Here is a 22,597-nt window from a genome sequence, read left to right as displayed (position 1 = left end):
TGTAGCAAGTTCCGCCGGACGTGTAGGTGTGTTATTCGTTTATGAATTTCACATGCTGTAAAAACCGTTTCAAAATAAGAGCAGCCTCTGCGCGTGTTGCAGGTTTAGCAGATGCGAAGTGTTGCCCATCTACACCTTGCAATAAACCAAGTTCAACAGACTGCTTGATGGCTGGAAGCGCCCATGTGGATACTTCAGCTGCATCTTTGAAAGGAAGAACAGAAGATGCCTCTTCTATCGGGGTATTGCTATCAACTACTTTCAACGCACGAATAATCATGACGGCCATTTGCTCCCTGGTTATTGTTGCACTTGGGGCAAATTCATTCTCAGACATGCCATCTACAAGACCAGCGAGTACAGCTGCTCCTACTGCTCCTGCATACCATTCGCTTGGCGAGATGTCCTTGAATTTTGCTCCTTCTGTGTATTCGTTTAATCCAAGTGCACGAACCAATAAAGCAGCAAACTCACTTCTAGTAATAGGTTGATCTGGTGCAAAAGCTTCCTCGCTTCTTCCCTTAATCAACAGTTTAGATGCGAGGAGTTCCACATCTGAACGGGACCAGTGATGGGCGAGATCAGCGAATGTTTTGCTGTACTGAATAACCGAGTAGGCGCTGTTTCCTTTTCTTTTGAGTACCGCAACCGACTCCCCACCCACTTGCTTGATCATCATCGGGACAAAGGTTAATTGCCCGCTCGCATCGATCATCACGGCTGTTACTTCATTCGCAGCGATAGTGTCATGCAAATCAAGACTTCGTTCCACATATTGGTTGAAGTTTTTCAACTCAATGGATTGACCTGCACCTTCGGCAAACACCTGAAATTCGATCATATCCGAAATGGATTTAGCAGAGAGCTGTTGCATCGTTTGTTTAGCTTTCGCTGCTTGCTCCCCATGGACTGCTTTAATCGTTACTGAAATTTGGATCCCATCTTGTGTAACTCCTAACGACTTCCCTATTGTATGAAGATCAAGGAGCTGTAATGGCAAGCTATATGAAGCTCCCTCTGTTTGAATAAGAAGCACTGCCTGGGGATTTGACTCAGCTGCTTTCACGAGTGAACTACTCGGCAGCGTAACTGTTGTTCCACTTCCCCCAACTGCGCCTGTGGCGGGTACAATGATAATTTGTTTTGATGCCCCCTTCAGACTATCCAACGCTTGGGTTAGTGCATCTGCCGAGATGCGAACGAGCTGTCCCTTAGTACCATCAGGGTAGTTTTGCACCGTCGTAGTTCGTCCATCGGCTCCCAACAAAATGCCTTGCTCACTCTCCGTCCACAGCTGCTCACGCAGAGCAGATGGTCCAGACGCAGGACTTGACGTACTCGGGGTTGTATTTGGCTCTTCTGTTGGTTCCGTTGTTGGCTCTCTTTCTGGTTCCGTAGTTCCTTCCTCCGCACGAACGACCAGTTCAAATGTCGCCGTTAACCCCGCGTACGCAGCGGTTATATGCGCAGTACCTTGCCCTACGGCTTCAACCATGCCATCCGCGCCAACACTTGCAACATCGGGTTGATCGCTTTCGTAAGTAACCCCTGTGGCTGGCACGATGATCACACCAGTGTCATCCATAGCCTTCACTGTGGCATGCGATGTCTCGCCAACTACCATCTCTGCTGCTCCATTCATGATTAAACCAACGATCGGTTGCGCAGAGTCATCGGTTTTAGAGAATGTCATACTGCCGTTCCTCGAAACAAGTCCGAAATATCCTGGCTGACGAATGGCTTGTGGGGCTGTATCCAAATAATTAAACACTTCGACGCCATCTACTTTTAAAATAATGCGAACACCATCGGCTTCATTAAATGTCCCAAGCTCGAGATGACGCTCCTGATTGAACGGAAGCATTGTATTCGGAATGGCTGGTCCTGCCAGACTTGTATAATTGGCAATCGTACCGTATATCACCGTTCGTTGGGCTTTATTGTAGCGCTGAAGCTCAATGCCTGATTCGGAAACCACCATGAGATAATTATCTTCATCTCCGTGACTATACCCAAGCGTATTGCTTTGCTTGCCAAAAAGAAGCGCATACCAACTACTCGTTGCATTGATTTTCAAATTAAAATCTATAAACTCGTTCATAAATGTACGACCCTGATACACGGCGTGACCACTATTCGGTGTCGTAATGGTAATACTGTCTGTGTCACTCTGCACATTATTCAATGCTGTCGGGTACACATACCAGCTATCCAAATCACCTAATTCCTTACGCAACTTGTAAGTATCTTTAGTCGTATTGTTCCAAACCTTCACATAATAATAACCTTCCCGCTGCTGGCCTAGGAAATCACCTTTCAGCAAGAGGACTGCTGAACCTGCCTGAAGCGTTGTTAGTGTGCCATCGCTGCTCACTGTTGCAATTTCAGGTGTTAATGAAGTAAAGGTCACATGATCCAACTCTGTCCGATTGCCGAATGACGTATTCCCAAAAGCATGAAGCACGGTAGTCGTCCCTTGTTCCACATGTACGATATTTCCCGTTGTGTCAGTTAATCGAATATCCGTTAACACATCACCGACATAAATATCCGCTTCAAGCTCACGCATAACTGCGCCATTCACGATATAGATAACAACCTTTGTACTGCCTGTCGAAATCCCGGTTACTTGCCCTTGTGCATCAACCGTAGCAATGTCAGAATTCTTGGATTTATAATAAAGCTGACTGCCTTCTAGACTGAGGGGCTGGTCTTTGCCGTTATGGGCAAGGACTTTAACCGTACTTGTGGATCCGACATTGAGACTAAGACGCTCTGTCGACCATCGACTCACAATACCTGCCTGCAAGTCCTGATAGGCTGGCTGGATCCCCGCTTGCGCAATAATCGTCTTCGCAGCCTCAGGCCAATTCGCATCTGGTACTACCTTCGTTCCTTCGAACGTATTGTTAATTCCGATATTCACGTAATAGGCTTCCGTCGTATAGTTATTTACAAAATCAAGATCATGAATAAGATTCGTCCATGCTTGCGCCCACCGCTTAGAACCATGCCATGGTTTCGATTCTTTCAAGTCGATGACATTGTTCTCATATCGCCAATACGCAGATGATTGATCTGCATATAACACGGCACTATCATCCATCTGATTACGAATATAATTGCCGGATACAAGATTCTTATCCTGCGGATTGGCGCCATTAGTGCCAAGACTATAGATGGCGCCGCCATCGCGAACCCCTTTGCCCATTAAGTCATAGATCATGTTGTCTTGAATTTTGATATTCTTGGTTACGGGGTCAAAATTCTTATCCCACCCGTACCCGATATGCGTGCCGCTATACGGAATGTTATAAATTTCATTATGACTGATGTCCATATCGAGCGGATACCCAGCCGAAATCGCGGAAGCGGACTTGAAATCAATCCCAATATCATAAATTAAATTGTTCAGGATATCGTTATTCTTCATCACCATACGATGATCTGCAGGATTATAATATTGACGATCATTCGAAATCGGCTGCCCTACAGATATCGCACTCCCGGAAATGTCGTAGAAGCGATTCCCTTCGATCAAACTATTTTGTACGCCATTTTGCATGATTAATCCTGTAATTCCTAATTTAGCAAAATCATTGCCGATGAAATTAACCGTATTCGCGAGCTCAACTTCAATAGCAGCATCTGGAAGCTCGTCAGGCGTTCCTGCATAGCGTAAATAGTTATTCTGTGCATCCGAATGTCCCCAATCTGTACTCGGTCTCATCCATGTTGTATACATGAATTTCAACCCTTGGAACTGAAGATTGCGCACAGGAAGATCCGCTGATTGCCCAATGACCGATACCAGTTGTTCCAAAACAGGTGCAGTGACTTGAGCCGTAGCTAAATCCTCCCAAGCTCTTGGCTTATAATAGAGATATCCGTCTGATGGGTCGAAGTACCATTCTCCCTCTTGATCAAGCAGTTCATATGCATTCTCATAATAAACGGGGACCGTTACCGACGATAATCCACGAACGGAAGATGCTGTCCATCCGGGATTTTTCATCGTTATCTGCGTTTTGCTGCCACTCACATTCACTGACTCAACTTTCACACGTGAATTGGACCAGAGGTCATTGAACACCATTTCAAGATCGCCGATGCGATGATAATTCGCCAGCATAGTATCATCAGATGTATACCCCGTAGCTGTTTTGGCAGCGTTAATTAATCCGCCTTCACTACGTGCTCTAATCGCACGTACACCATTCACGTAGAGCTGCCTGGTTTGAAAATTCGTACCAACGAATGCCCGATAAATATGCTGTTCACTGTCAAACGGATTCCATCCCGTAACCGTTTGTCCTCCGCTAATCATCGGATGCTCACCTGGGTAACTATGGTAGGTTACAAAATAACCGTTACTGCCCGAATCTGTCTCATTAAACCGAAGTGTATCGCTTAATGTATAAGTACCCTCACGTAAATAGATGTTGATATCGCCCTGCATGTTAGCGTTCAGCCCTCTAACAGCTGTTTGCGCCCGTTGAATTGTCTTAAAAGGTGCAAGCAATGTCCCCGGATTCGTATCATCGCCCGTTGGCGAAACGTACAAGTCATTCGCGACGGATCTGTTCACGACAGTCACATTCGTCTGTCCTTGAATCGTTCCCTCCTTATTCGTTGCATAAACGGTCGTCGTACCGGCTCCAATCGCAGTCAGTTCACCATAGCTGTCGACGGTTGCTATGGCAGCATTCGCTGTTCCCCAAACAATATGCGCCTCGGTTGTTCCCACAGGAGTTAGTGTAGCTTGCAGATACTGCCTGGATCTCACAGGTACGGCACCTGTGACAGCTGCAATTGAAATCCCAGTAATTGGCACTTCATAGACGTGGACAGTTACGGAGACTTGCGGAATATTCTCATAAGGCTGTGCTGTGATGAGTGTCGTTCCTGGCTGGAGCCCCAGTACAACACCTTTGTTATCTACTGAAGCAATGGCAGGTTCACTGGATGTCCATATGGCACTCTGTACAGTAGCGTTTGCAGGTATAAACAGGAGTGGTAACTGCCAACTAGCATCCTTCGCCAAATTGAATTCGACAGAACTCATAGTTGCACTTATTGCAGGGTGATAGGAATACATTTGAAACTCATCGAAGAAAGCTGTTCCTATACTATCTTTATACACCCCCAAATACATCACAGAGGGTACGCCACCAATATCATATGGCTCACGTGATAACTTCTGATTGCCATTAATATAAAAATCAAAGACATCCGCATCGGTGTCCAGCATAAGCTTAACTTCGTACCACTCACCACTTGTGAACGGCTGAATATTCGTCCAAGCTGCTGCTCCTTGCTTCATATAGCTGAATTGTCCTGCATTTAATGCAAACTTCAATGCAGAACTACCAGTAGCCCCACTCTTAAGAGAAGGCAAATAGATGACGGCATCCGTTTGTTCCCCTCGAAATTTGTACGTTAAGGTTACTTTAGAACTTGCACCTGTAATTGTTTTTTCAATATTATATGATGCGGTAGACTTCCCATTTTTCTCAAGCTTCAGCATTTTGCCTGGGTAACCTGCGAGTTCACCTATCGTTGCTGCCAATATATATGGATCAGGAGCAGGGCTAACCGCCGCAGATGGTGCCGGTACTTTCCAAGCCGTTGGTTTGGACCCCGTTGTTTCCGCATCAAATGGTAGGGATAAGAGATCTCCTGCTTCCTCGTTTACCGGCGTTATTCCGTTCACGTTCACGACATAGGTCGCATCCGGAACTTGGTCTGCTGCTTTGGCCGTAATGTTCGCTGTGCCCGGTGCTATCCCTGTCACCACACCATTTGACGTAACCGTTGCGATCGCTGTATTACTGGATGACCATGTCAAACTTTGGTTCGTTGCTGTTGGAGGTGTGAAAATAACGATTAGCGGTTGGCTTGTACCCACATTCATCTCATAAACCGCTTGCGTAACAGCAACCGAGATAGCTGGGACATACGAATAAATATGAAAATCATCGAAGTAAGCCGTACCAATTGTATCCTTGTACAATCCCAAATAAAAGGAAGTTACTGATCCTGTTTCCGCCATTGGTTCATTCGTGAGTTTCCTCTCATTGTTAATGTAGACATCAAACGTATCCGTATCTGAATTGAGAAGCAATTTCACCTCATACCAAGTGGCACTTGTAAAAGCTTGAATGGTCGTCCAAGTCGATGCTCCTTTCTTCATATATTGGAAGTTCCCCCCATTCATCGCGAACTTAGCCATGGCGGTTGCTCCGCTTTTGGGTGATGGCAAATACACGGTCCCTGACGTTTGTTCCGCTCTCACTTTATAAGTAAATACCGACTGACTGCTCGCACCTGCGAAAGCGCGCTCGATTTGGAGATTACCCGTTGATTTGCCGTTCTTCTCGAACTTCAGCAATGGCGAGGGGTAATCAGCTAAATTCTCGACAGTTGCCTTAGCGATATAAGGAACTGGCGCAGGAGCATCGGCTGCTGGCGGATTTCCGGTCCAGTTGGCGGGCTTAACACCCAGCGTATTTGTATCAAAATTCTCGACGAATACATCGTCCGAGCTTGCCATGACGTTAGGCACCGCTACTGGTAAACAAAGACCTGCCAGTAGGGCAAACACCAAGAAAGCGCATACAATTTTGGACTTCGCGATGACTCTACTCATTATTCCTCCACCTTTTCTTGTGTAATGTTGTTCCCGGAAGTAAACATAAGACGCCAAGACCTCCTTAAGCAATATTCAACTTTCCCGTATATCGCTTAAGGAGGTTTTCTAGTGTCTATTCATGCGGATCTACATGCAAGTGGACCTTTTCCAAGCCTGCAATACTTAGTTGGATCTGCCTGATTTCTGTATAACTCGTTCGCGGAACCTCTCCATCTGCGAAGCTACGATCTTCAATTCGTACGCCTTCCAAATAGTGATGAATCTCTTCTTTATTCGAGAGATCCTCCAATGAAAGTACGGCCCATCCCGTTTCCAATCGCGCATGACGAACCAGACCTGCTTGCCCATAGTGCAGAACTTGCCTTAATTTAACTCGGTTCGATTCATGCATAATGTCAACGTCAATTAGTTGTCTCTGCGACGTATTGCTTGTCATGCCGTTCAAAGCTGTGATCGCAATTGTCGTATTCGCATATCTCAGCAGCAGCCAGTGTCTGCCTTCTGCAGCAGTAGTGAATTCCTCAATCACGCCGGAATAGCGGTGTATGACCCACTCATCTGCGATTTCAGCTGCCCCATGATTCACATTCGACATGCTGCGAACCGTAAGCAAACAATGTTCGGATTGGGCTGAACGCGTTTGTATATCGGGAAAGAACGACTCCTTGAACAGCGCCGGTGCCAAATAAGACGTACGGTACGATTCTCCTGGATGTGTACGAACCTCATCACCTAGATCAACGTACCATCGCAGGAATGACACCTGCTCTCCAGTTACACTGAAACTCACTGGGAAGGATTGCCAGCCAAGTCCCCAATCCGGCCATTGGTAGCTGCCTGCGATGACGGGGAACCGGCTAATGCTACCGAGCCTTGAGCTAGCGCCAATCCAATAGTAAGCGAAACTCTTATCGAAGATAGGCTCTGCCCATATTCTCGGCGTTGGTTGAGGGGGACTTCCTCCTGCCCGATCAGATACCTCCGATTCAAATACAAGTAGACTTAACAGATGATTCATCGTTAGTTTCTCTGGCTGTAAACCATCTACACCCACAAGGCCGGCAAGAGTCCAAATCATATCATCTCGTGTGGTTTCACCACTGAAATTATAACTGCGAATCGTGGGAACAAACTCTTCACCAGCTTGAAACTGTAGAAAAAGATATATATTCTGAATGCGAGTAGCAAGTTGTCCTTCGAGCGGGTGCCCCTGTCCCGCCAATACCTTAATCGCAATCTGAAGTGCATTTAAGATGACGGACAAATACACCAAGCTAATATTTTCTCCCCATCCCCAACCTCTACGTGTCGTATAATCCTCCCAGCGTTCGAAGAAACGGATGCCTGCATCTAAATAAACTGGATTATTAAGTAAATACGAGATCGCTAACAGTAGTGCGCCATCACTCACGATCTTATTCGGATAATAAAGAATAGGATCCCCACATTCTTTACGAAACCATTCACCTGCATGGCGCAGCATTTCATGAATGACCGTTCTGTGACTCGTCGGTATTACGTCTGGATAGCAGATAGACAAGATGACAAGTGGTCTTAGGATGAAGAAGGCAGCGTTCGTATCATTCACATGCTCCTCTTCTTGATACCAGCGAAACCCGCCATAGTGCGGGTCTGATGGATCTGTCCGTTGCAGCCTAGCAATGGACCCCAGGATGTGTAATCCAGCTTGTTCATCCAGATGACCTAATAGCATACCAAATGTGTAATAATGCGATGTTTGTCTGCCTTCATGGCAATATCCTAAATGTGCTATTTCTCGTGTATGACCAGGTTTATTGTATCTGACCATACCATCTTCCAAGATGACATCCTTGTTCTCGAATAGAAAGGTTTCATTCATCAGCTTGTGTATATTCGGTTTCATTGTTATCACTGCAGTCACCTCTTATACTCTCATTTATGCTCCAATAAACACGGAAAGTGCCTCCTAAGAGACACTTTCCTTATCCACTTCTCAGGAGATAATCTTATTTGATCTCATACAAATCTTTCATTAACAAGGCTGTTTTCTTATTCGCTTGATACCATTCATCATAGAAAGCGTCAACTTTCGGTCCGCCTGCTTTTTCCCATGCTGCTTTCGCTTCTGTAATGAATTGATCCATCGTGTAGCTAGTTCCACTAACAATCACTTTCGTAGCCAAATCAACAATCGTTTTATTTGCATTGGTATTAATCGCTACCAATTCCTGTGGAAGAAGTGGTAAGAAATCACGATGCGTCACGCCTGGTATTGGACGGCTCGGATCGACATACGCGATGCGCCCTTGCTTCAGAACTTCGAGCATGTCTTTCTCAATCGGCGTTGGATTCATTTTATTTTCAAGACCCGTACAGGAATCCTTGGCTAACGAAGCCAGCATATTTAAATCCGCTATATAGCTAACTTCTTTCTTTGTTTTCTCCGCATCGATCGGCTCTGGGCAACCATTCGCGCCTTTTTTGTAATGTTCGCCTTCATTGCCATTATTTACAGTTGTTTTGAAAGCATCGCTGGACATGAAATCAATTTCTTTGACAATGGCTGCTGGATCCTTCGCTGCAGCGTTGACAGCACCCGTAACAGCAATCGGATTGTTCAATAAGGGACTGAATTGACCAAAAGCGCTCTTCGGCAATGCAATCGGAATAATTTCCGCATCCGGTACATTCTTCTTCAAGGTTTCATAGTTCTTCGTCGGAAGGGAACTTCCGATGATCCCCACTTTACCAGCCATCCAATCTTGCGCAGATTTCGCCCCATTTTTATCCGTCACAAAATCCTTATCCGTATAACCAGCTTCATAAATCGTTTTCTGATAAGCAATCGCTGCTTTCAAGCTATCCCAATCATGAACAACCTTGTCATCTTTCAGATTCCACGGATATTGATCTGTTCCAAAGAGTGTGAATCCATTTCCGAACATATGGTTAAGAATAATTCCTGAAATAAAGCTAAGTCCAATACCTTGTGTATCTTTCTTGCCGTTGCCGTCAGGATCATTCTCGGTAAAAGCCTTTGCGACCGCTAACAACTCCTCCGTTGTCTTCGGCACTTGTAAATTCAGCTTCTTAAGCCAATCCGCACGGACGAATAAGTAATGGTTCGGATCCAAATTGTAGGGACGGCCCAAGAAGTACATTTTGCCATCTGGCATCGTTGTTGCCTTTTTCAGAGCAGGATATTTCTCAAGTCTCGCCTTGTATTCTGTACTGTATTTATTAATGATGTCATCCAGCGGCATCAATTGCTTCTGATTATACAACTGACCTAGATACGATTTATCGAATTCGAAAATAAGATCTGGCGCAGAACCTGAGGCAAATAAGACATTGTATTTCTGCAAGGATTCAAACCGTGGAATCGGAACGAATTTCACATCTGCAGGACCTTTCTCATTCACCCATTTCGTCCAGCGATTGTTAATGATCGTCCCTTCTTCGGCTGGGATATTTCCGCGATCATAGAGCGATGCTGTAATGGTACCACGTTTCTCCGGTGTCGCTTGGGTTGCCGCACTTGGACTTGTCGTTGACGTTTTCTCATCTTTGGTACTGCAGCCTACGACAACCAGAGCAAGCGCTGTCGCAAGCGCTGCTGTTGCAGTTGTTTTACGTTTTGTCCATGTTTGTTGTCTCATTGATAGTGACCTCCCGAATTAGTATCGCTGTTTACATTCTAATACGTCTTGTCTTTTACTGCCATTACCCTTTGATGGCGCCGATCATCACCCCTTTAACGAAATACTTTTGCAGAAACGGATATACGATGAGCATTGGAATGATCATGATGATAACCCCCGCCGCTTTCATCCCTTCTGGTGTCACATTAACGACAGCTTCAGGACCAAGATTATTAATATCTGTCACGAGCGATTGGCTCTTGATCATTTGCTGAATCAGTACAGTCAGATTTAACTTCTCAGGGCTGTTCACATAGATCATGACATTAAAGAAGGAGTTCCAGTACTGCACGCCGTAAAAGAGGGCAATTGTAGCAATCATCGGCATGGATAAGGGTAAAATAATTCGCATCAGCAGCTTCCATTCGCCGCAGCCGTCCATTCGAGCTGCTTCTTCCAGCTCTTCGGGAATATTTTCAAAAAAAGATCGCATGATGAGCATATTGAACGTACTAACCAAAGATGGCAGCCATAGCGCACCATAGGAATCAATGAGGCCCATTTGTTTGATGACCAAATAAGTAGGGATTAATCCACCTTGGAACAGCATCGTAAACACGATAGCAAGCGTTAGATACTTACGACCGTAGAATACTTTCCTGGAAAGCGGATACGCCGCCAGCACGGTAAAGATCATACTCAGCGCAACGCCAACAACAGTAATGATCACATTATTCGTAAAAGCTTGGATAATCGGCGTACCTTTGAAGAGCAACGCATACGATTCCGTAGACCAATCTACAGGCCAGAGAACAACGAAGCCTGACAATACCGCATCTTTACCGCTTAATGAAAGCGAAGCCAGATGCATTAAGGGAAGTAGACAAAGCAACCCAGCTGCGGCCAAAATCACATAATTAATGCCATAAAATACTTTTTCACCTGAAGTCGTTTTCATGCACACATCATTCCCTTTACCATAATTGACGGTTAAACCGTTTCGCGATTGCATTCGTCATCACAACAAGCACAAGCCCTACAAGCGATTCAAACAAACCAAGTGCTGTTGTTAAGCTAAATTGACCGCCCTGCAAACCCGTTTGATAAATGAAAGTTGAAATCACATCTGATACATTGGAGACAATTGAATTTTGCAACACATACACTTGATCAAATCCAACTTCCATCACATGCCCCATTGCCAAGATGAGCATGAGGATAATCGTAGGACTAATTCCCGGTATGGTAATGTGCCAAGTCTGCTTCCATTTGTTCGCGCCATCCATACTTGCTGCTTCATAGAGGCTTGGATCAATGGTGGTCAATGCGGCCAGATAAATAATGGCGCTGAAGCCCGCTTCTTTCCAAATCCCCGACCCTAGGAAGATGGAAACCCAAGACCATTCATGAAATAGAAAAGCATAGGATTCTCCGAACAGCTTCGCCACTCCCGCATTAATCACGCCACTTTGCGAAAACAAGGTAACGACGATTCCCCCAACTATGACCCATGAGAAGAAGTGAGGCAAATAGACGAGTGTCTGCACCATACGTTTGAACCACATCTTGCGTGCTTCATTTAACAGAATGGCAAGTATAATTGGGAATGGAAAACTCACGAACACGGTCAGTACGCTTAGAACAAGCGTATTACGAATAATTTGTACGGATTGCGCTTGTGTGAAGAGATGTTGGAAATTCTGCCAGCCCACCCACGGGCTTCCCCAAATCCCCTCATAGAAATTGTAGTTTTTAAAAGCAATCACAAGTCCAAGCATCGGCGTATATTTGAAAATGAGATAAAAGGCCGCGATCGGTAGAAACATGATCCAGAGGGGGATGTTTTGCCGAACCCGGCGGCTCATCCAAAAGGTTCTAGCTTTCGATGTTGGGTTCTGATTGGCTTTCATGTTGGCCTTAGTTCTTGTTTCGAGTATTGGACTTGTTTCCAATGTCATACCTCCTTGTGTCAGTTGTGTTGTGCCTTGGCTGACACCAACATACCGTCTTCCAAGCACTCCGAGCAATATTCACTTTTCTCGTATACATGTTTATTGTGGAAGCAAAGAAACCCGGCCAATGGCCGGGTTTCTAACGAATGAATGAGAAAGTTGATGATGAGAATTAGCTTGGATTTCCCTTGCGTTCCTCGAATTCTTTGCGATAATCGCCAGGCGTCGTACCTACGATTTTCTTGAATACGCGGATAAAAGACATCGGGTACAAGTAACCTACCTTCTCGGAAATGACCTGCACAGGCTCCTTTGTTTCTTCCAGTAGTTGTTTCGCTTGTTCTGTTCGAATTCTCGCCAAGTAATCAACAAACTTCTCACCGATTTCTTCTTTAAAGATACGACTTAATGTTTTGGTATTCACATCAAAGGTTTCACTAACTTGTGCTAACGATACATCCGGGTTGCCATAATGAGCAGCCAAGTAGGCTTGTACGTTTGATGCCAATGTATATTGCTCACGATTCATTCGCAATTCTTGCAGCTCACTATGTGTCTCCTTCAGAGGCGGCAGCAGCTTCGCTTGCGCTTCCCCAATCCACTCAAAGTCATCCGCCAGGGCATTCATTCGCACATAGCCGCCCCCAAGCCATTTCTCTTGAAACTCTTGCGGCAGTTCCTGCATTTCGCGATGCAACTGCATTTTGAAAGTACGCAGCAAGCTGGTTAATTCTGCTTTGGTATAGAACCCCGCTACCATAGTATCAAACGATTGTTGGAGCAGCATCTCCCACTCGGGATTTCCGATGCGGAATAGCTGAGCAGCCTCACGTAGATCCATCTGCAACGTATCCAGCCCTCTTCCCTCCGTAAGCAAGTCCCAGCGAGAATCATAGATATGTACACCATTTGGACCAACCGAAATCTTGCGCTCCAATGCTTTGCGTGCTTCAAGGAAGGAAACGGATAGCGTCTCCGTCTGCTTGAGTATATTCGCTATCCCAATCGTCACGGTGAAAGTCAAATATTGTTCGATCCAAGCTCTTGCACGTTCGGCCATTGTTTTGATCTTGAGAATCGTTTGTCTCTCACGATCTTCTCCCTCTGTTCGGTACAGTAAACCTAACTGATGAGGAGCAATCCACTCTGTCCAGAGATGCTCATTCTCTGCTTCTGCAATTTCCTGAACAGCACTCCGCAGCGTAAATTTGAAAAGGGATTGATCCTTTTGCGTATACGACTCTGCAAATGACCGATAATCATCCATCTCAATAACGGCAACCACGATATGATCGAATGCCTCATGGAGCCCAACAGCTGCTAGTTCAGCTGCCAGTTTATGCGTTGGCAATACACGCGTGCCATCCAGCACATCCTTAAACAGTTGAGCACGACGGAATAACATGCCTTCCGCTTGTAATTTATCATAGTTATTCGTATGTTCAATTAAACTTTCGAGGGATTTGTCGATAAAAGCGAATTCATCATCCGTTTCCTGGCGCTTCACTAAACTGTTCTTGTGCTCCGAGAATGTGGAAATCCGATTCATAACCTGATCGAGCGGGCGATAATGACGATGACTAATATAAGTCATAGCGGCAATCCCGCCAATAATGGTCATAAACCCAAGCAATACCCATACATAAGAAAAGGTTGAAACATACGCGAAGAGACCCTCGTGCTTCATCCCAATGTGTAGTGTCCAATCGGAATACGACGATTTGACAATCGTATCATCCGATTCATCTTGACCCGGTTGAACACATTTCCGACCAGAGCCTTCGAAGCTATTCCCGTTGCTATCAGCAAGACACAAAGAGGAAACACCATCAATTTTCATTTCGCGCGTCAAATCATGCAGAGAGTCTGCTCTTACATTAATCACGATTAGTCCTTGCTCACCGGAGTAATAAGGAACTTTTTTGACCAATGATATGACACGCTTCGCCTGCTCCTCATCTTGGAAGATCGATAGTGTCCGCAGATTACTCCATATCATAGGGCTTTGAACCGACATTGATGCTTTGACGAACGCTTTGTCACCAAACTGGCTTAGCTCCGACGAGAAGTGCTGCATGATGATTTTGCCATCAGACTCTCGATATAAATATACCGATTCGATCATAGGGACAGATGCCATGAAATCCTGAAGAACTTCCGTCACCTCATAATAATTATATACGGACTGTTGCGCTTTACTATTAAAATAAGCCGTAATTTTACTGTTTAGCAGCACATTTTTACTGGCGACTGTGTCTATATTTTTTAAGGTAGAATCTAGAATCTGTACAACCTGTCCAGCGAAAACTTCGTTAGCTTGAAGTGTCTGTTTACGAACCAAATCACTCATGGTCATAAAAAATAACAGCATTAGGCAAAAGATCACCGCGAAAAAGATAGGAATGTAAGACATGATTAAGCGATACAACCATTTTTTCTGCACGGCACATCTCTCCTGTTGCTGGATAGCATCGATTTTACAACTCATTTTAAAGGAAATCAGGCAAAAAAGACATCATCAACTTTCTCGTTAATCCTATCAGCTTAGCTTTTCCCGTGTACAATCTTCTTTATTTGCTCTGCCAACTGAGAAGCCATTCTCATATGGCCGTATTCTCCAGGATGCACGAGATCTACGGATAACCCTGAGAAGTCATCTAAAATGTCAGTACCCTCAATGAGATGTATATGAGGATGATTGAATTTCTTTACATGCGTGCGAAGGATCTCGTTGAATGCGGCATCTTTCTTCGTAGTTTCACTGTCATTGTAGGTCGCAAAGTTTGGAAAAATCGTAAGGACGAGAATTGGCTTATCCGGATGATTCGTAATCAGTCTATTCAACAAATACGCGGTAGCATCATGAAATTGTTCCACCGTGAAACGATCCCGCATGTTCACACCTAACTCCATAGTCGCAATCTCCCAATCTTGACGATCCGATAAGAAATCTGCAACCTCTTTCTCACATAGACAGGAACCGCTAAGACCGCAATTATACACATCCATACCTAATCTTCGTGAAGCTTGTTGAATGTAGGTCATTGGCTGATTATACATGCCATGCGTAATCGACGAACCGTATGCAAGCCACTTCAGTTGTGGCATTTCATGCGGTTGTGGTGGGCGTACAGGATAACCGAATGTGTGCATATGGGAAATAAGACAAGTCGTCCTTCCGAAGAAGATCCGCCATACCTCGGGAGCAAATCCAGCTTGCAGCAGTTGCTCGCGATCCACGGTATGAATACGATTCGGTGAATCCAGTTGTAGCGTATGCCTTACACCTGCATGCAATCGATGCTGGGAATGAAACAGTCCCCCTTTGAAAATAAACACATCCCCGTCCGTTTCCGGTATACAGAGCGTGACACGAATCGTAGGAGCATCTGTTACAAACCTAATCTCACAACCGCTGGCCTCTTCGGACACGATACGTCCTCGATCCCCCATTGCATGGCGCACATGCTTAGGAAACCGATATAGCTGCAATTCTCTCGTCGTTGGATGCTCCTCTACTTCTGTCACATTATGTAAATATACGTGTTCTCTAATCATCTTGTTTACACTCCTTATCTAAATTTGAGAAGCCTGACAGGGCTGGGTGAGGTCTTGTGAGAATGACAACCGGAAATTTCTATTAACTGGAAAAACTACAGTTATTTTCGGAATTTTCAGTTGGAAATTTAATTTAACTGTAGAATATGTAGTTAAAATTGCCTCTTAAGCTTATTTCGACTAAAATGTTAAAAATTAACTGCAGGTTTTCCATCTATTGTGGAATTGACTAGGAAATCCTGAGAATTAACTACATATTATCCATCTAATCATCTACAGAACCCCTATTAGTAAAAGGGTAAGCTGCGCTTACCCTTAACCACAAACATATAAATTATAGCTCTTGGTTACCTTATAGTTTCACTTCAGATCCCGTACGCGCCGATTCATAAATAGCTGATAAAATTTGTATCATGTGCAAGCCATCCGCTGGCGTAATAATTGGTTGATCTCTGCCCTGCACACAATCGATAAAGTGATGCAAATGCTCACCATGACCGTGGTTGTCCTTCGGAAGCTTCGGTGTAATGTCACATAAGGTGCCTTCAATTTCTGTGAATATCTTCGTTTCCCCGCGTTTAAAAGTGAACCCTGCTTGAGTTCCTCTCAATTCAACAAAATTCATCTCTTCTTCAATATTCGAGGCCCAGCTGAATTCAATTTGGAGTGTTGCCCCATTGTCAAACCGGATAAAGCCAGTAGCCAAGTCCTCCACATCGTAGATGCCTTGATCTAATTTCTCACCGAATTGACTATGTGCGGAATCACTTAGAGAGGTATCAGCAAATTTAGTATACGTGGCTCCCACAACCGAAACAGGTTTTGGATTCCCCATTAGCCATACTGCAACGTCAATAAAATGTACGCCTAAATCAATCAGTGGGCCTCCGCCTGACAATTCTTTGGTTGTAAACCATCCGCCTTTACCTGGGATTCCTCTGCGTCTTACCCAACCGCAACGACCCGTATAAATATCTCCGGCATGTCCAGCAGTCACGTACTTGTGCAGGAATTGGATTGCTGGACGAAACCGATTATTCCGCATCGTCATCAGGAGCTTGCCCGATTTCTCAGCAGCAATCGCCATTCGGCTCGCTTCTTCCGGCGAGATCGCATCTGGTTTCTCACAGAACACATGAAGACCAGCTTCAAGTGCCGCAACCGCAATATCGCTGTGGAATTTATTCGGTGCACAGATGTCAACAGCGTCCAATTCAGGATGATTAGCCAACATTTCTTGATAATCCGTATAGTAATGCGGAATCCCCCATTGCTCAGCTTGCTGTTTCGCTCTATCGGCAATCGGATCGCAAACGGCTACGAGCTCGATTTCAGGATGTTCAGCAAGGACTGGCGCATGGGCAACTTTGAAAATATTTCCTGCCCCTGCGATACCTAATTTCAACTTATTCTTCATCTTGTATGGCTCCTTTTCATTCCTAGATTGGTCGTGAAATACATCGTTACATGCAATATCAGCGTTACGATGTTCATTCGACCTCACCATACAAGGGAAGCTAAACGCGAAGCAATATTCATTTTTCTTGTATACAGGAAAAACATTTCTCGCCAGTATATAATTTGCAAATCACCATAGAACAAAGGCCAAATTATAATATGACTTTCATATTCCCTTGACATTCCCCGAACACTACCTTGCTACGCTGAAACTAAACTTGGAACTACAGGAGGGATTCATATGCGTCTCGCGTTGTTTACCGACACTTTTGTTCCTCAAATGAACGGCGTTGCACTCACACTTGGACGTTTAACGGATTATTTGAATCGAAGAGGTATTGAGCATCTTGTTTTTTCTCCAAAAAGCACGGCTGATATGGTTTATTCCGATCCCATTCGCCCCGTAACCAGCATTCCTTTTTTTCTGTATCCCGAATGTCGCCTTGCCTTACCGAACTTAGCCGCTATTCGCACTGAGCTTGATCGTTTTGGGCCCGATCTGCTCCACCTGGCAACCCCTTTTAACCTTGGATTATGTGGTCTGCACTATGCTCGCAAACACCGCATATCACATGTAGCCTCCTATCATACTCACTTTGATCGCTACTTGGCTTATTACCACATGAAAGCTGCAATTCCCCTGTATTGGAGTTACATGAAATGGTTTCATCACTCCTGTGATGCCACTTTCGCTCCTTCTCGCGATACTTTAGACATCTTGCAAGAACAAGGAATAGATCGCTTGCTGCTATGGACGAGAGGCGTCGACTGCGCCTTATATTCACCAGATAAGAAGAGTGTCGACGTTCGCGAACGATATGGCATTACTGCTCCTTATCTCCTCCTTTATGTAGGTCGCATTGCGCCTGAGAAAGATATAGATACCCTATCCGCGATTATGAAATTGTTGCCGGACTCTGTGAAAGCGCAAGTACATTGGCTCATTGTTGGAGATGGTCCTCAGCTGCATGAACTGCGGGAGTCAGCTCCTTCGAATGTTACCTTTGCTGGATATAAAAGTGGCGAGGAACTCGCTCAGATCTATGCTTCTGCTGATCTCTTCGTCTTTCCTTCAAGCACGGAAACGTTCGGCAATGTCGTTCAAGAAGCGATGGCATCAGGGCTTCCTGTGATAGCAGCGAATAGCGGTGGAGTTCGTGAAATGGTGAGTTCCGGGGAAAATGGGATGTTATGCGCTCCGCGTCAACCGCAATCGTTCGTTCAAGAGATCATCTCTTTGGTAGAAGACAGTGACCGAATGGCGAAGTTTCGTTTCAAAGCGAGAGAATTCGCACTCGGTCGCTCGTGGCACGCGATCTTCGATCAATTGCTTCATGATTATGAGATGATCATTGATTTTCGACGTATCGGCAAGAAATCTGGCTTCTATTCGGCTTGAAGGGGGAAACCACATGAGATTAACGATTATTGGAACGGGATATGTTGGTTTGGTAGCTGCGGTTTGCTTTGCGAAGTTGGGTCATCTTGTCACAGCTGTCGATCGGGAACCTATTATCCAGGACCTTCGTGCGCATAAATTAGCCATTTGGGAGCCTAATCTGCAGGAAATGCTTGAGACGTGCCTTCATGAAGACCGTTTGTCCTTTGATACTGATGTCGTCCATGCAGCGAAAGATGCTGATGCGCTCATGATTGCCGTTGGAACGCCAACAGGTGAGAATGGTCGAAGTGATCTGAGTCAAGTTGACAATGTGATCTCGCAATTAAAGCTAGCAGATGTCATCTGTCCTCCGTTTATCATTATGAAAAGCACAGTACCTGTGGGCACTTGCGATGAATTGGAGGCGGATCTGCATGCTGCCGGACTGCATACAGAAATCGTGTTCAATCCCGAATTTCTGCGTCAGGGTAGTGCGATTAACGATTTCATGAACCCGGATCGCATCGTTATTGGTTGTCGATCGCATCTAGCTAAGGCAGCACTTCAACAACTCTACCGAGGGATTCCTGCACCAATTCAAGTATGTGATCGTCGCAGCGCAGAACTGATCAAATACGCGTCCAATGCCTTCTTGGCAATGAAGATTTCTTTTGCCAATATGATAGCGGATCTATGCGAAGGCTACGGTGCAGACAATCGGCAGGTCATGCAAGGTGTAGGTGCGGATCGACGCATCGGTTCTCACTTTTTGCAAGCAGGCATTGGTTATGGTGGCTCCTGTTTCTCCAAAGATTTGCAATCCCTTCTGTCATCAGGCAAAGCTATTGGCCGCACGCTTCCCTTACTCGAAGCAACCGCTCAAATCAATGAGGAACGCATTCCTCAGTTGGTGGAGAAGCTGATTTCACTATGGGGAAATCCACGCGGTAAGCGACTTGCTGTGCTCGGTATTTCTTTCAAACCCCATACGAATGATATGCGTGACGCGCCATTTCTCACTCTCCTACGATTATGTTACTTGTATGGGATTGAGGTGCAGACCTATGATCCTGTCGTCCAACTAAACACATTTGATAATGTGAGCCAGATGGAGACAGCTTATGAAGCTGCTGCAGGTGCGCATGCGATGATCATCATGACCGAATGGCCGCAATTTGCAGAATTAGATTGGGTTTCCATGGTTGGGGGCATGAGCCAGCCAATCCTACTGGATGGCCGTAACGTCTTGTCCGATGAGGTTGTATCGAGGCTAATGGCAGTAGACAATGTCATCTATATTCCTGTGGGAAGACCGATGAAACAAGCTGCACTTACGCTGGAACGTGATATTTCTACTCTTCTTCAAAGTTATGGAACGTAGATCCGTTACGCTGTAGCATTATTAGATGCTCTATCAAATTGGAGCGTCAATACGCGAAAAACCAGCAATCAAGGACTTCATTAAAAGTCCTTGATTGCTGGTTTTATTTACTTCCTGTCACCTGGATAAATAAATCTGATCGCATGAGGGAAATTCGCATTAAAATAACTATGTAAATGCAAGCCAACAGGATCTGTCTCTAACCGCATACATTCGTTGCCGCCCGCTATTTTCTGAACTAATAGCTCATACGCTTTTCTCGTATTCGGTACCATATATTGCTGTATGGTCGTTCTTCCCCCCCCTTCTTGCTCTCCTACATACATATAGAGCCGCATCTTCTGTGATCCGATAGTGTGCTCTCACATATGGAATGATTTCCTCTGTGACCATATTTAAATACACATCAGCTTCACCCTCATAGAAACCACCATCATTCATCAGATTATCGGCTCTCCACGGCGTGTATTCTCGATTGCGATCCTCCGGTTCGATGCCAATGAAAATAACTTCTTCCGTTACACCACTTGCAAAATCAGCTTCAAGCTCATTCATGGAATCTACGAATAGATAATTGCCATCTTGCACGATAATGGACGGAAAACGTCTTGATTCATCCTTGCTGTAGGATGGTGGTGTATAGACATAAATCGTACGATTTGCGAATTCTAACTTGTCCAACGTTCCTTGCAACTTCATCATCTCCAATTGTGATTCATCCAATTATTTTCTCATTGATAATCATTATCATCATATTTAGCTAGCATAGGAATGATTTTCTGTCCATCTTAGACATCTAAGGAGGTCAGCTTCTCTTTCAAAAATCGAAAAAACTGTCCACTCGCATAGCTTAATGGAGCAGATTTGTAGATGAGCCCCGTCAACATATCTATAGATGCACCACTCACTGGAAGCGACTTGGTTCCACGAGGCAACGGGTCAAGTACAATTTCAGGCAGGAGTGAAAATCCGAATCCATTTTCGACATAAGTTTTCAATGCAGTAATGCTCCCAATCTCCATCGTATCTAAATCAATATGACCTAACTCTTGGAGAATCATTTCAAGCTTTCTCCGATAGGGACACGTTGCTGACGTTATTAATAGACGATGCCTTTGGAAAAGACTGGGTTCAAGTTCCTCATACTGACTCAGGGGATGCTCTTCAGGGATTAACGCTACAAACCTCTCCGAAAATAAAGGATGAAAATAGAGATCGGTTCCAACCTCTGGTGCAGAGCCGCACGCAAAGTCGATATTTCCATGAAGCAATGACTCAAATAGAGCAGGCGTGCTAGCAATTTCAAGCGAAACACGAATTCGCGGGTACATCGTCATGAACTCTTTTAACAATAGAGGTAAGCGATAACTGGCAGTTGGTTCGGTCAACCCGATTCGAACGCTCCCCACTTCACCCAATTGCAATTGGGATAGGTTCGTTTGCAACCTCTCCATTCGTTTTACAATCTCCAAACTCTCCTCGTAAAATAATTGACCTGCTTCCGTTAATCGGATTTTCTTACCACGATCTAAGAGTTGAACGCCTAAATCGACTTCCAACTTTTGAATTTGCATCGTTACCGTAGATTGCGCATAGTTCAGTTCCTCAGCTGCTTGATGGAAACTGCCATATTTTACAATCATGTGTAACGTTTTTAACGTTTTAATATCCATGGTTGTGCCCCGATCTAATAGTTCAAAATATTTGAATTAAAAGTTCAATATCTTCAATTATACAGAACAAGGTTCAACCATTACAATGAATGTAGATTAGCATTTAGTAAATAAGGAGGAGATTCCATGCCATTCGTTAATAAAGTAGCGCTCGTTACAGGGGGAGGTACGGGTATAGGAAAAGCGGTCAGCTTCGCACTAGCTAAGCGAAGGGCTGCGGTCGCAGTGAACTATTCACGCTCAAAGGCGGACGCCGAGGAAACCGTTCAAAAGATCATAGAAGAAGGTGGCCGTGCGATAGCCATACAAGCTGACGTTTCCAATAACGATGAAGTCATCGAGATGGTAAAGTCCATTGAAAATCTTTTGGGGAATGTTGATTTATTGGTTAATAATGCAAGTATTACTCATCATATTCCACTCTATGATCTTGACGCAGTAACGGAAGATATTTGGTATGATTTATTCGATGTAAATGCCAAAGGAATGTTCTATTGTGCAAGAGCTGTTGCCCCAATGATGAAAACAAGCGGACAAGGTGCCATTGTGAATGTAGGCAGTATAGCTGGATTAACTGGAGTTGGTTCCTCTCTTCCCTATGCCATTTCCAAGTCGGCTGTCCATGGATTAACCAAATCTTTGGCACGTGCGCTAGCACCACATATTAGGGTCAATTGTGTCGCACCAGGCGCAGTAGCCACACGTTGGTGGGCTGGAAGAGTAGAACTCATGCAGAACCTAGCTCCTACCCTATTGCTTCAACAAATTGCAACTCCTGAAGACATCGCTCAGTTTATATGTGCAGCTTTGGAGCAGGAAGCCATGACTGGCCAAATCATTACTGTTGATAGTGGACAGACGTTGTAATCAAGCATATAAATAACGTTCATTGTTTAGTGACAAGAACATTGTTTGGTGT

General features: G+C 44.8%; 13 protein-coding genes. 3 read left to right on the top strand and 10 right to left on the bottom strand.

Annotated features, from left to right (window positions below):
• Nucleotides 1-31: 31 nt before the first annotated feature.
• The 8 genes from A8708_RS22275 to A8708_RS22240 all read right to left on the bottom strand — a co-directional run bounded on the left by A8708_RS22275 (nucleotide 32) and on the right by A8708_RS22240 (nucleotide 17,202).
• The gene (locus A8708_RS22275) at nucleotides 32-6,649 is read right to left on the bottom strand and encodes an Ig-like domain-containing protein (protein ID WP_068667495.1); all 6,618 of its coding nucleotides are present in this window, start codon (nucleotides 6,647-6,649) and stop codon (nucleotides 32-34) included.
• Between the two features lie 115 nt (nucleotides 6,650-6,764).
• On the bottom strand, nucleotides 6,765-8,546 hold the full coding sequence (locus A8708_RS22270) for a hypothetical protein (RefSeq protein WP_068667494.1): 1,782 nt from the start codon (nucleotides 8,544-8,546) through the stop codon (nucleotides 6,765-6,767).
• Between the two features lie 94 nt (nucleotides 8,547-8,640).
• Nucleotides 8,641-10,293, bottom strand: coding sequence for an extracellular solute-binding protein (locus A8708_RS22265; protein WP_068667493.1), 1,653 nt, complete (start codon nucleotides 10,291-10,293; stop codon nucleotides 8,641-8,643).
• Nucleotides 10,294-10,357: 64 nt separating this feature from the next.
• Complete coding sequence (locus tag A8708_RS22260; protein ID WP_068667492.1) at nucleotides 10,358-11,233, bottom strand: carbohydrate ABC transporter permease; 876 nt, start codon at nucleotides 11,231-11,233, stop codon at nucleotides 10,358-10,360.
• Nucleotides 11,234-11,249: 16 nt separating this feature from the next.
• The gene (locus A8708_RS22255) at nucleotides 11,250-12,185 is read right to left on the bottom strand and encodes an ABC transporter permease (RefSeq protein ID WP_239696798.1); all 936 of its coding nucleotides are present in this window, start codon (nucleotides 12,183-12,185) and stop codon (nucleotides 11,250-11,252) included.
• A 214-nt stretch (nucleotides 12,186-12,399) separates the two neighbouring features.
• Complete coding sequence (locus A8708_RS22250; RefSeq protein ID WP_068667491.1) at nucleotides 12,400-14,670, bottom strand: helix-turn-helix domain-containing protein; 2,271 nt, start codon at nucleotides 14,668-14,670, stop codon at nucleotides 12,400-12,402.
• A gap of 101 nt (nucleotides 14,671-14,771) precedes the next feature.
• Complete coding sequence (locus A8708_RS22245; protein WP_068667490.1) at nucleotides 14,772-15,785, bottom strand: SGNH/GDSL hydrolase family protein; 1,014 nt, start codon at nucleotides 15,783-15,785, stop codon at nucleotides 14,772-14,774.
• Nucleotides 15,786-16,137: 352 nt separating this feature from the next.
• Complete coding sequence (locus tag A8708_RS22240) at nucleotides 16,138-17,202, bottom strand: Gfo/Idh/MocA family protein (RefSeq protein WP_068667489.1); 1,065 nt, start codon at nucleotides 17,200-17,202, stop codon at nucleotides 16,138-16,140.
• Between the two features lie 282 nt (nucleotides 17,203-17,484).
• Between A8708_RS22240 and A8708_RS22235 the strand changes: the two genes are divergently transcribed.
• Both A8708_RS22235 and A8708_RS22230 read left to right on the top strand, forming a co-directional pair.
• Complete coding sequence (locus A8708_RS22235) at nucleotides 17,485-18,642, top strand: glycosyltransferase family 4 protein (protein ID WP_068667488.1); 1,158 nt, start codon at nucleotides 17,485-17,487, stop codon at nucleotides 18,640-18,642.
• 13 nt (nucleotides 18,643-18,655) lie between these two features.
• A complete protein-coding gene (locus A8708_RS22230; protein ID WP_068667487.1) occupies nucleotides 18,656-20,005 on the top strand; it encodes a UDP-glucose dehydrogenase family protein in 1,350 nt (449 codons plus the stop codon).
• A 246-nt stretch (nucleotides 20,006-20,251) separates the two neighbouring features.
• Here A8708_RS22230 and A8708_RS22225 read toward each other — a convergent pair whose 3' ends face one another.
• A complete protein-coding gene (locus A8708_RS22225; protein WP_068667486.1) occupies nucleotides 20,252-20,728 on the bottom strand; it encodes an alpha/beta hydrolase-fold protein in 477 nt (158 codons plus the stop codon).
• A 65-nt stretch (nucleotides 20,729-20,793) separates the two neighbouring features.
• A complete protein-coding gene (locus A8708_RS22220; RefSeq protein WP_068667485.1) occupies nucleotides 20,794-21,678 on the bottom strand; it encodes a LysR family transcriptional regulator in 885 nt (294 codons plus the stop codon).
• A 126-nt stretch (nucleotides 21,679-21,804) separates the two neighbouring features.
• Here A8708_RS22220 and A8708_RS22215 point away from each other — a divergent pair, with 126 nt between their 5' ends.
• The gene (locus A8708_RS22215; protein ID WP_068667484.1) at nucleotides 21,805-22,545 is read left to right on the top strand and encodes an SDR family NAD(P)-dependent oxidoreductase; all 741 of its coding nucleotides are present in this window, start codon (nucleotides 21,805-21,807) and stop codon (nucleotides 22,543-22,545) included.
• The last annotated feature ends 52 nt before the right edge of the window (nucleotides 22,546-22,597 follow it).

Source organism: Paenibacillus oryzisoli (assembly GCF_001653565.1).
GTDB lineage: Bacteria > Bacillota > Bacilli > Paenibacillales > NBRC-103111 > Paenibacillus_E > Paenibacillus_E oryzisoli.
Note: the sequence above shows the minus strand (reverse complement) of the source record. Positions and strands in the feature narration are given on the sequence as shown.

Excerpts from the sequence above, each read along its gene's own strand:
- A8708_RS22275 (WP_068667495.1), bottom strand. The coding sequence starts at position 6,649 with ATGAGTAGAGTCATCGCGAAGTCCAAAATTGTATGCGCTTTCTTGGTG.
- A8708_RS22265 (WP_068667493.1), bottom strand. The coding sequence starts at position 10,293 with ATGAGACAACAAACATGGACAAAACGTAAAACAACTGCAACAGCAGCG.
- A8708_RS22260 (WP_068667492.1), bottom strand. The coding sequence starts at position 11,233 with ATGAAAACGACTTCAGGTGAAAAAGTATTTTATGGCATTAATTATGTG.
- A8708_RS22255 (WP_239696798.1), bottom strand. The coding sequence starts at position 12,185 with ATGAAAGCCAATCAGAACCCAACATCGAAAGCTAGAACCTTTTGGATG.
- A8708_RS22245 (WP_068667490.1), bottom strand. The coding sequence starts at position 15,785 with ATGATTAGAGAACACGTATATTTACATAATGTGACAGAAGTAGAGGAG.
- A8708_RS22240 (WP_068667489.1), bottom strand. The coding sequence starts at position 17,202 with ATGAAGAATAAGTTGAAATTAGGTATCGCAGGGGCAGGAAATATTTTC.
- A8708_RS22235 (WP_068667488.1), top strand. The coding sequence starts at position 17,485 with ATGCGTCTCGCGTTGTTTACCGACACTTTTGTTCCTCAAATGAACGGC.
- A8708_RS22230 (WP_068667487.1), top strand. The coding sequence starts at position 18,656 with ATGAGATTAACGATTATTGGAACGGGATATGTTGGTTTGGTAGCTGCG.
- A8708_RS22220 (WP_068667485.1), bottom strand. The coding sequence starts at position 21,678 with ATGGATATTAAAACGTTAAAAACGTTACACATGATTGTAAAATATGGC.
- A8708_RS22215 (WP_068667484.1), top strand. The coding sequence starts at position 21,805 with ATGCCATTCGTTAATAAAGTAGCGCTCGTTACAGGGGGAGGTACGGGT.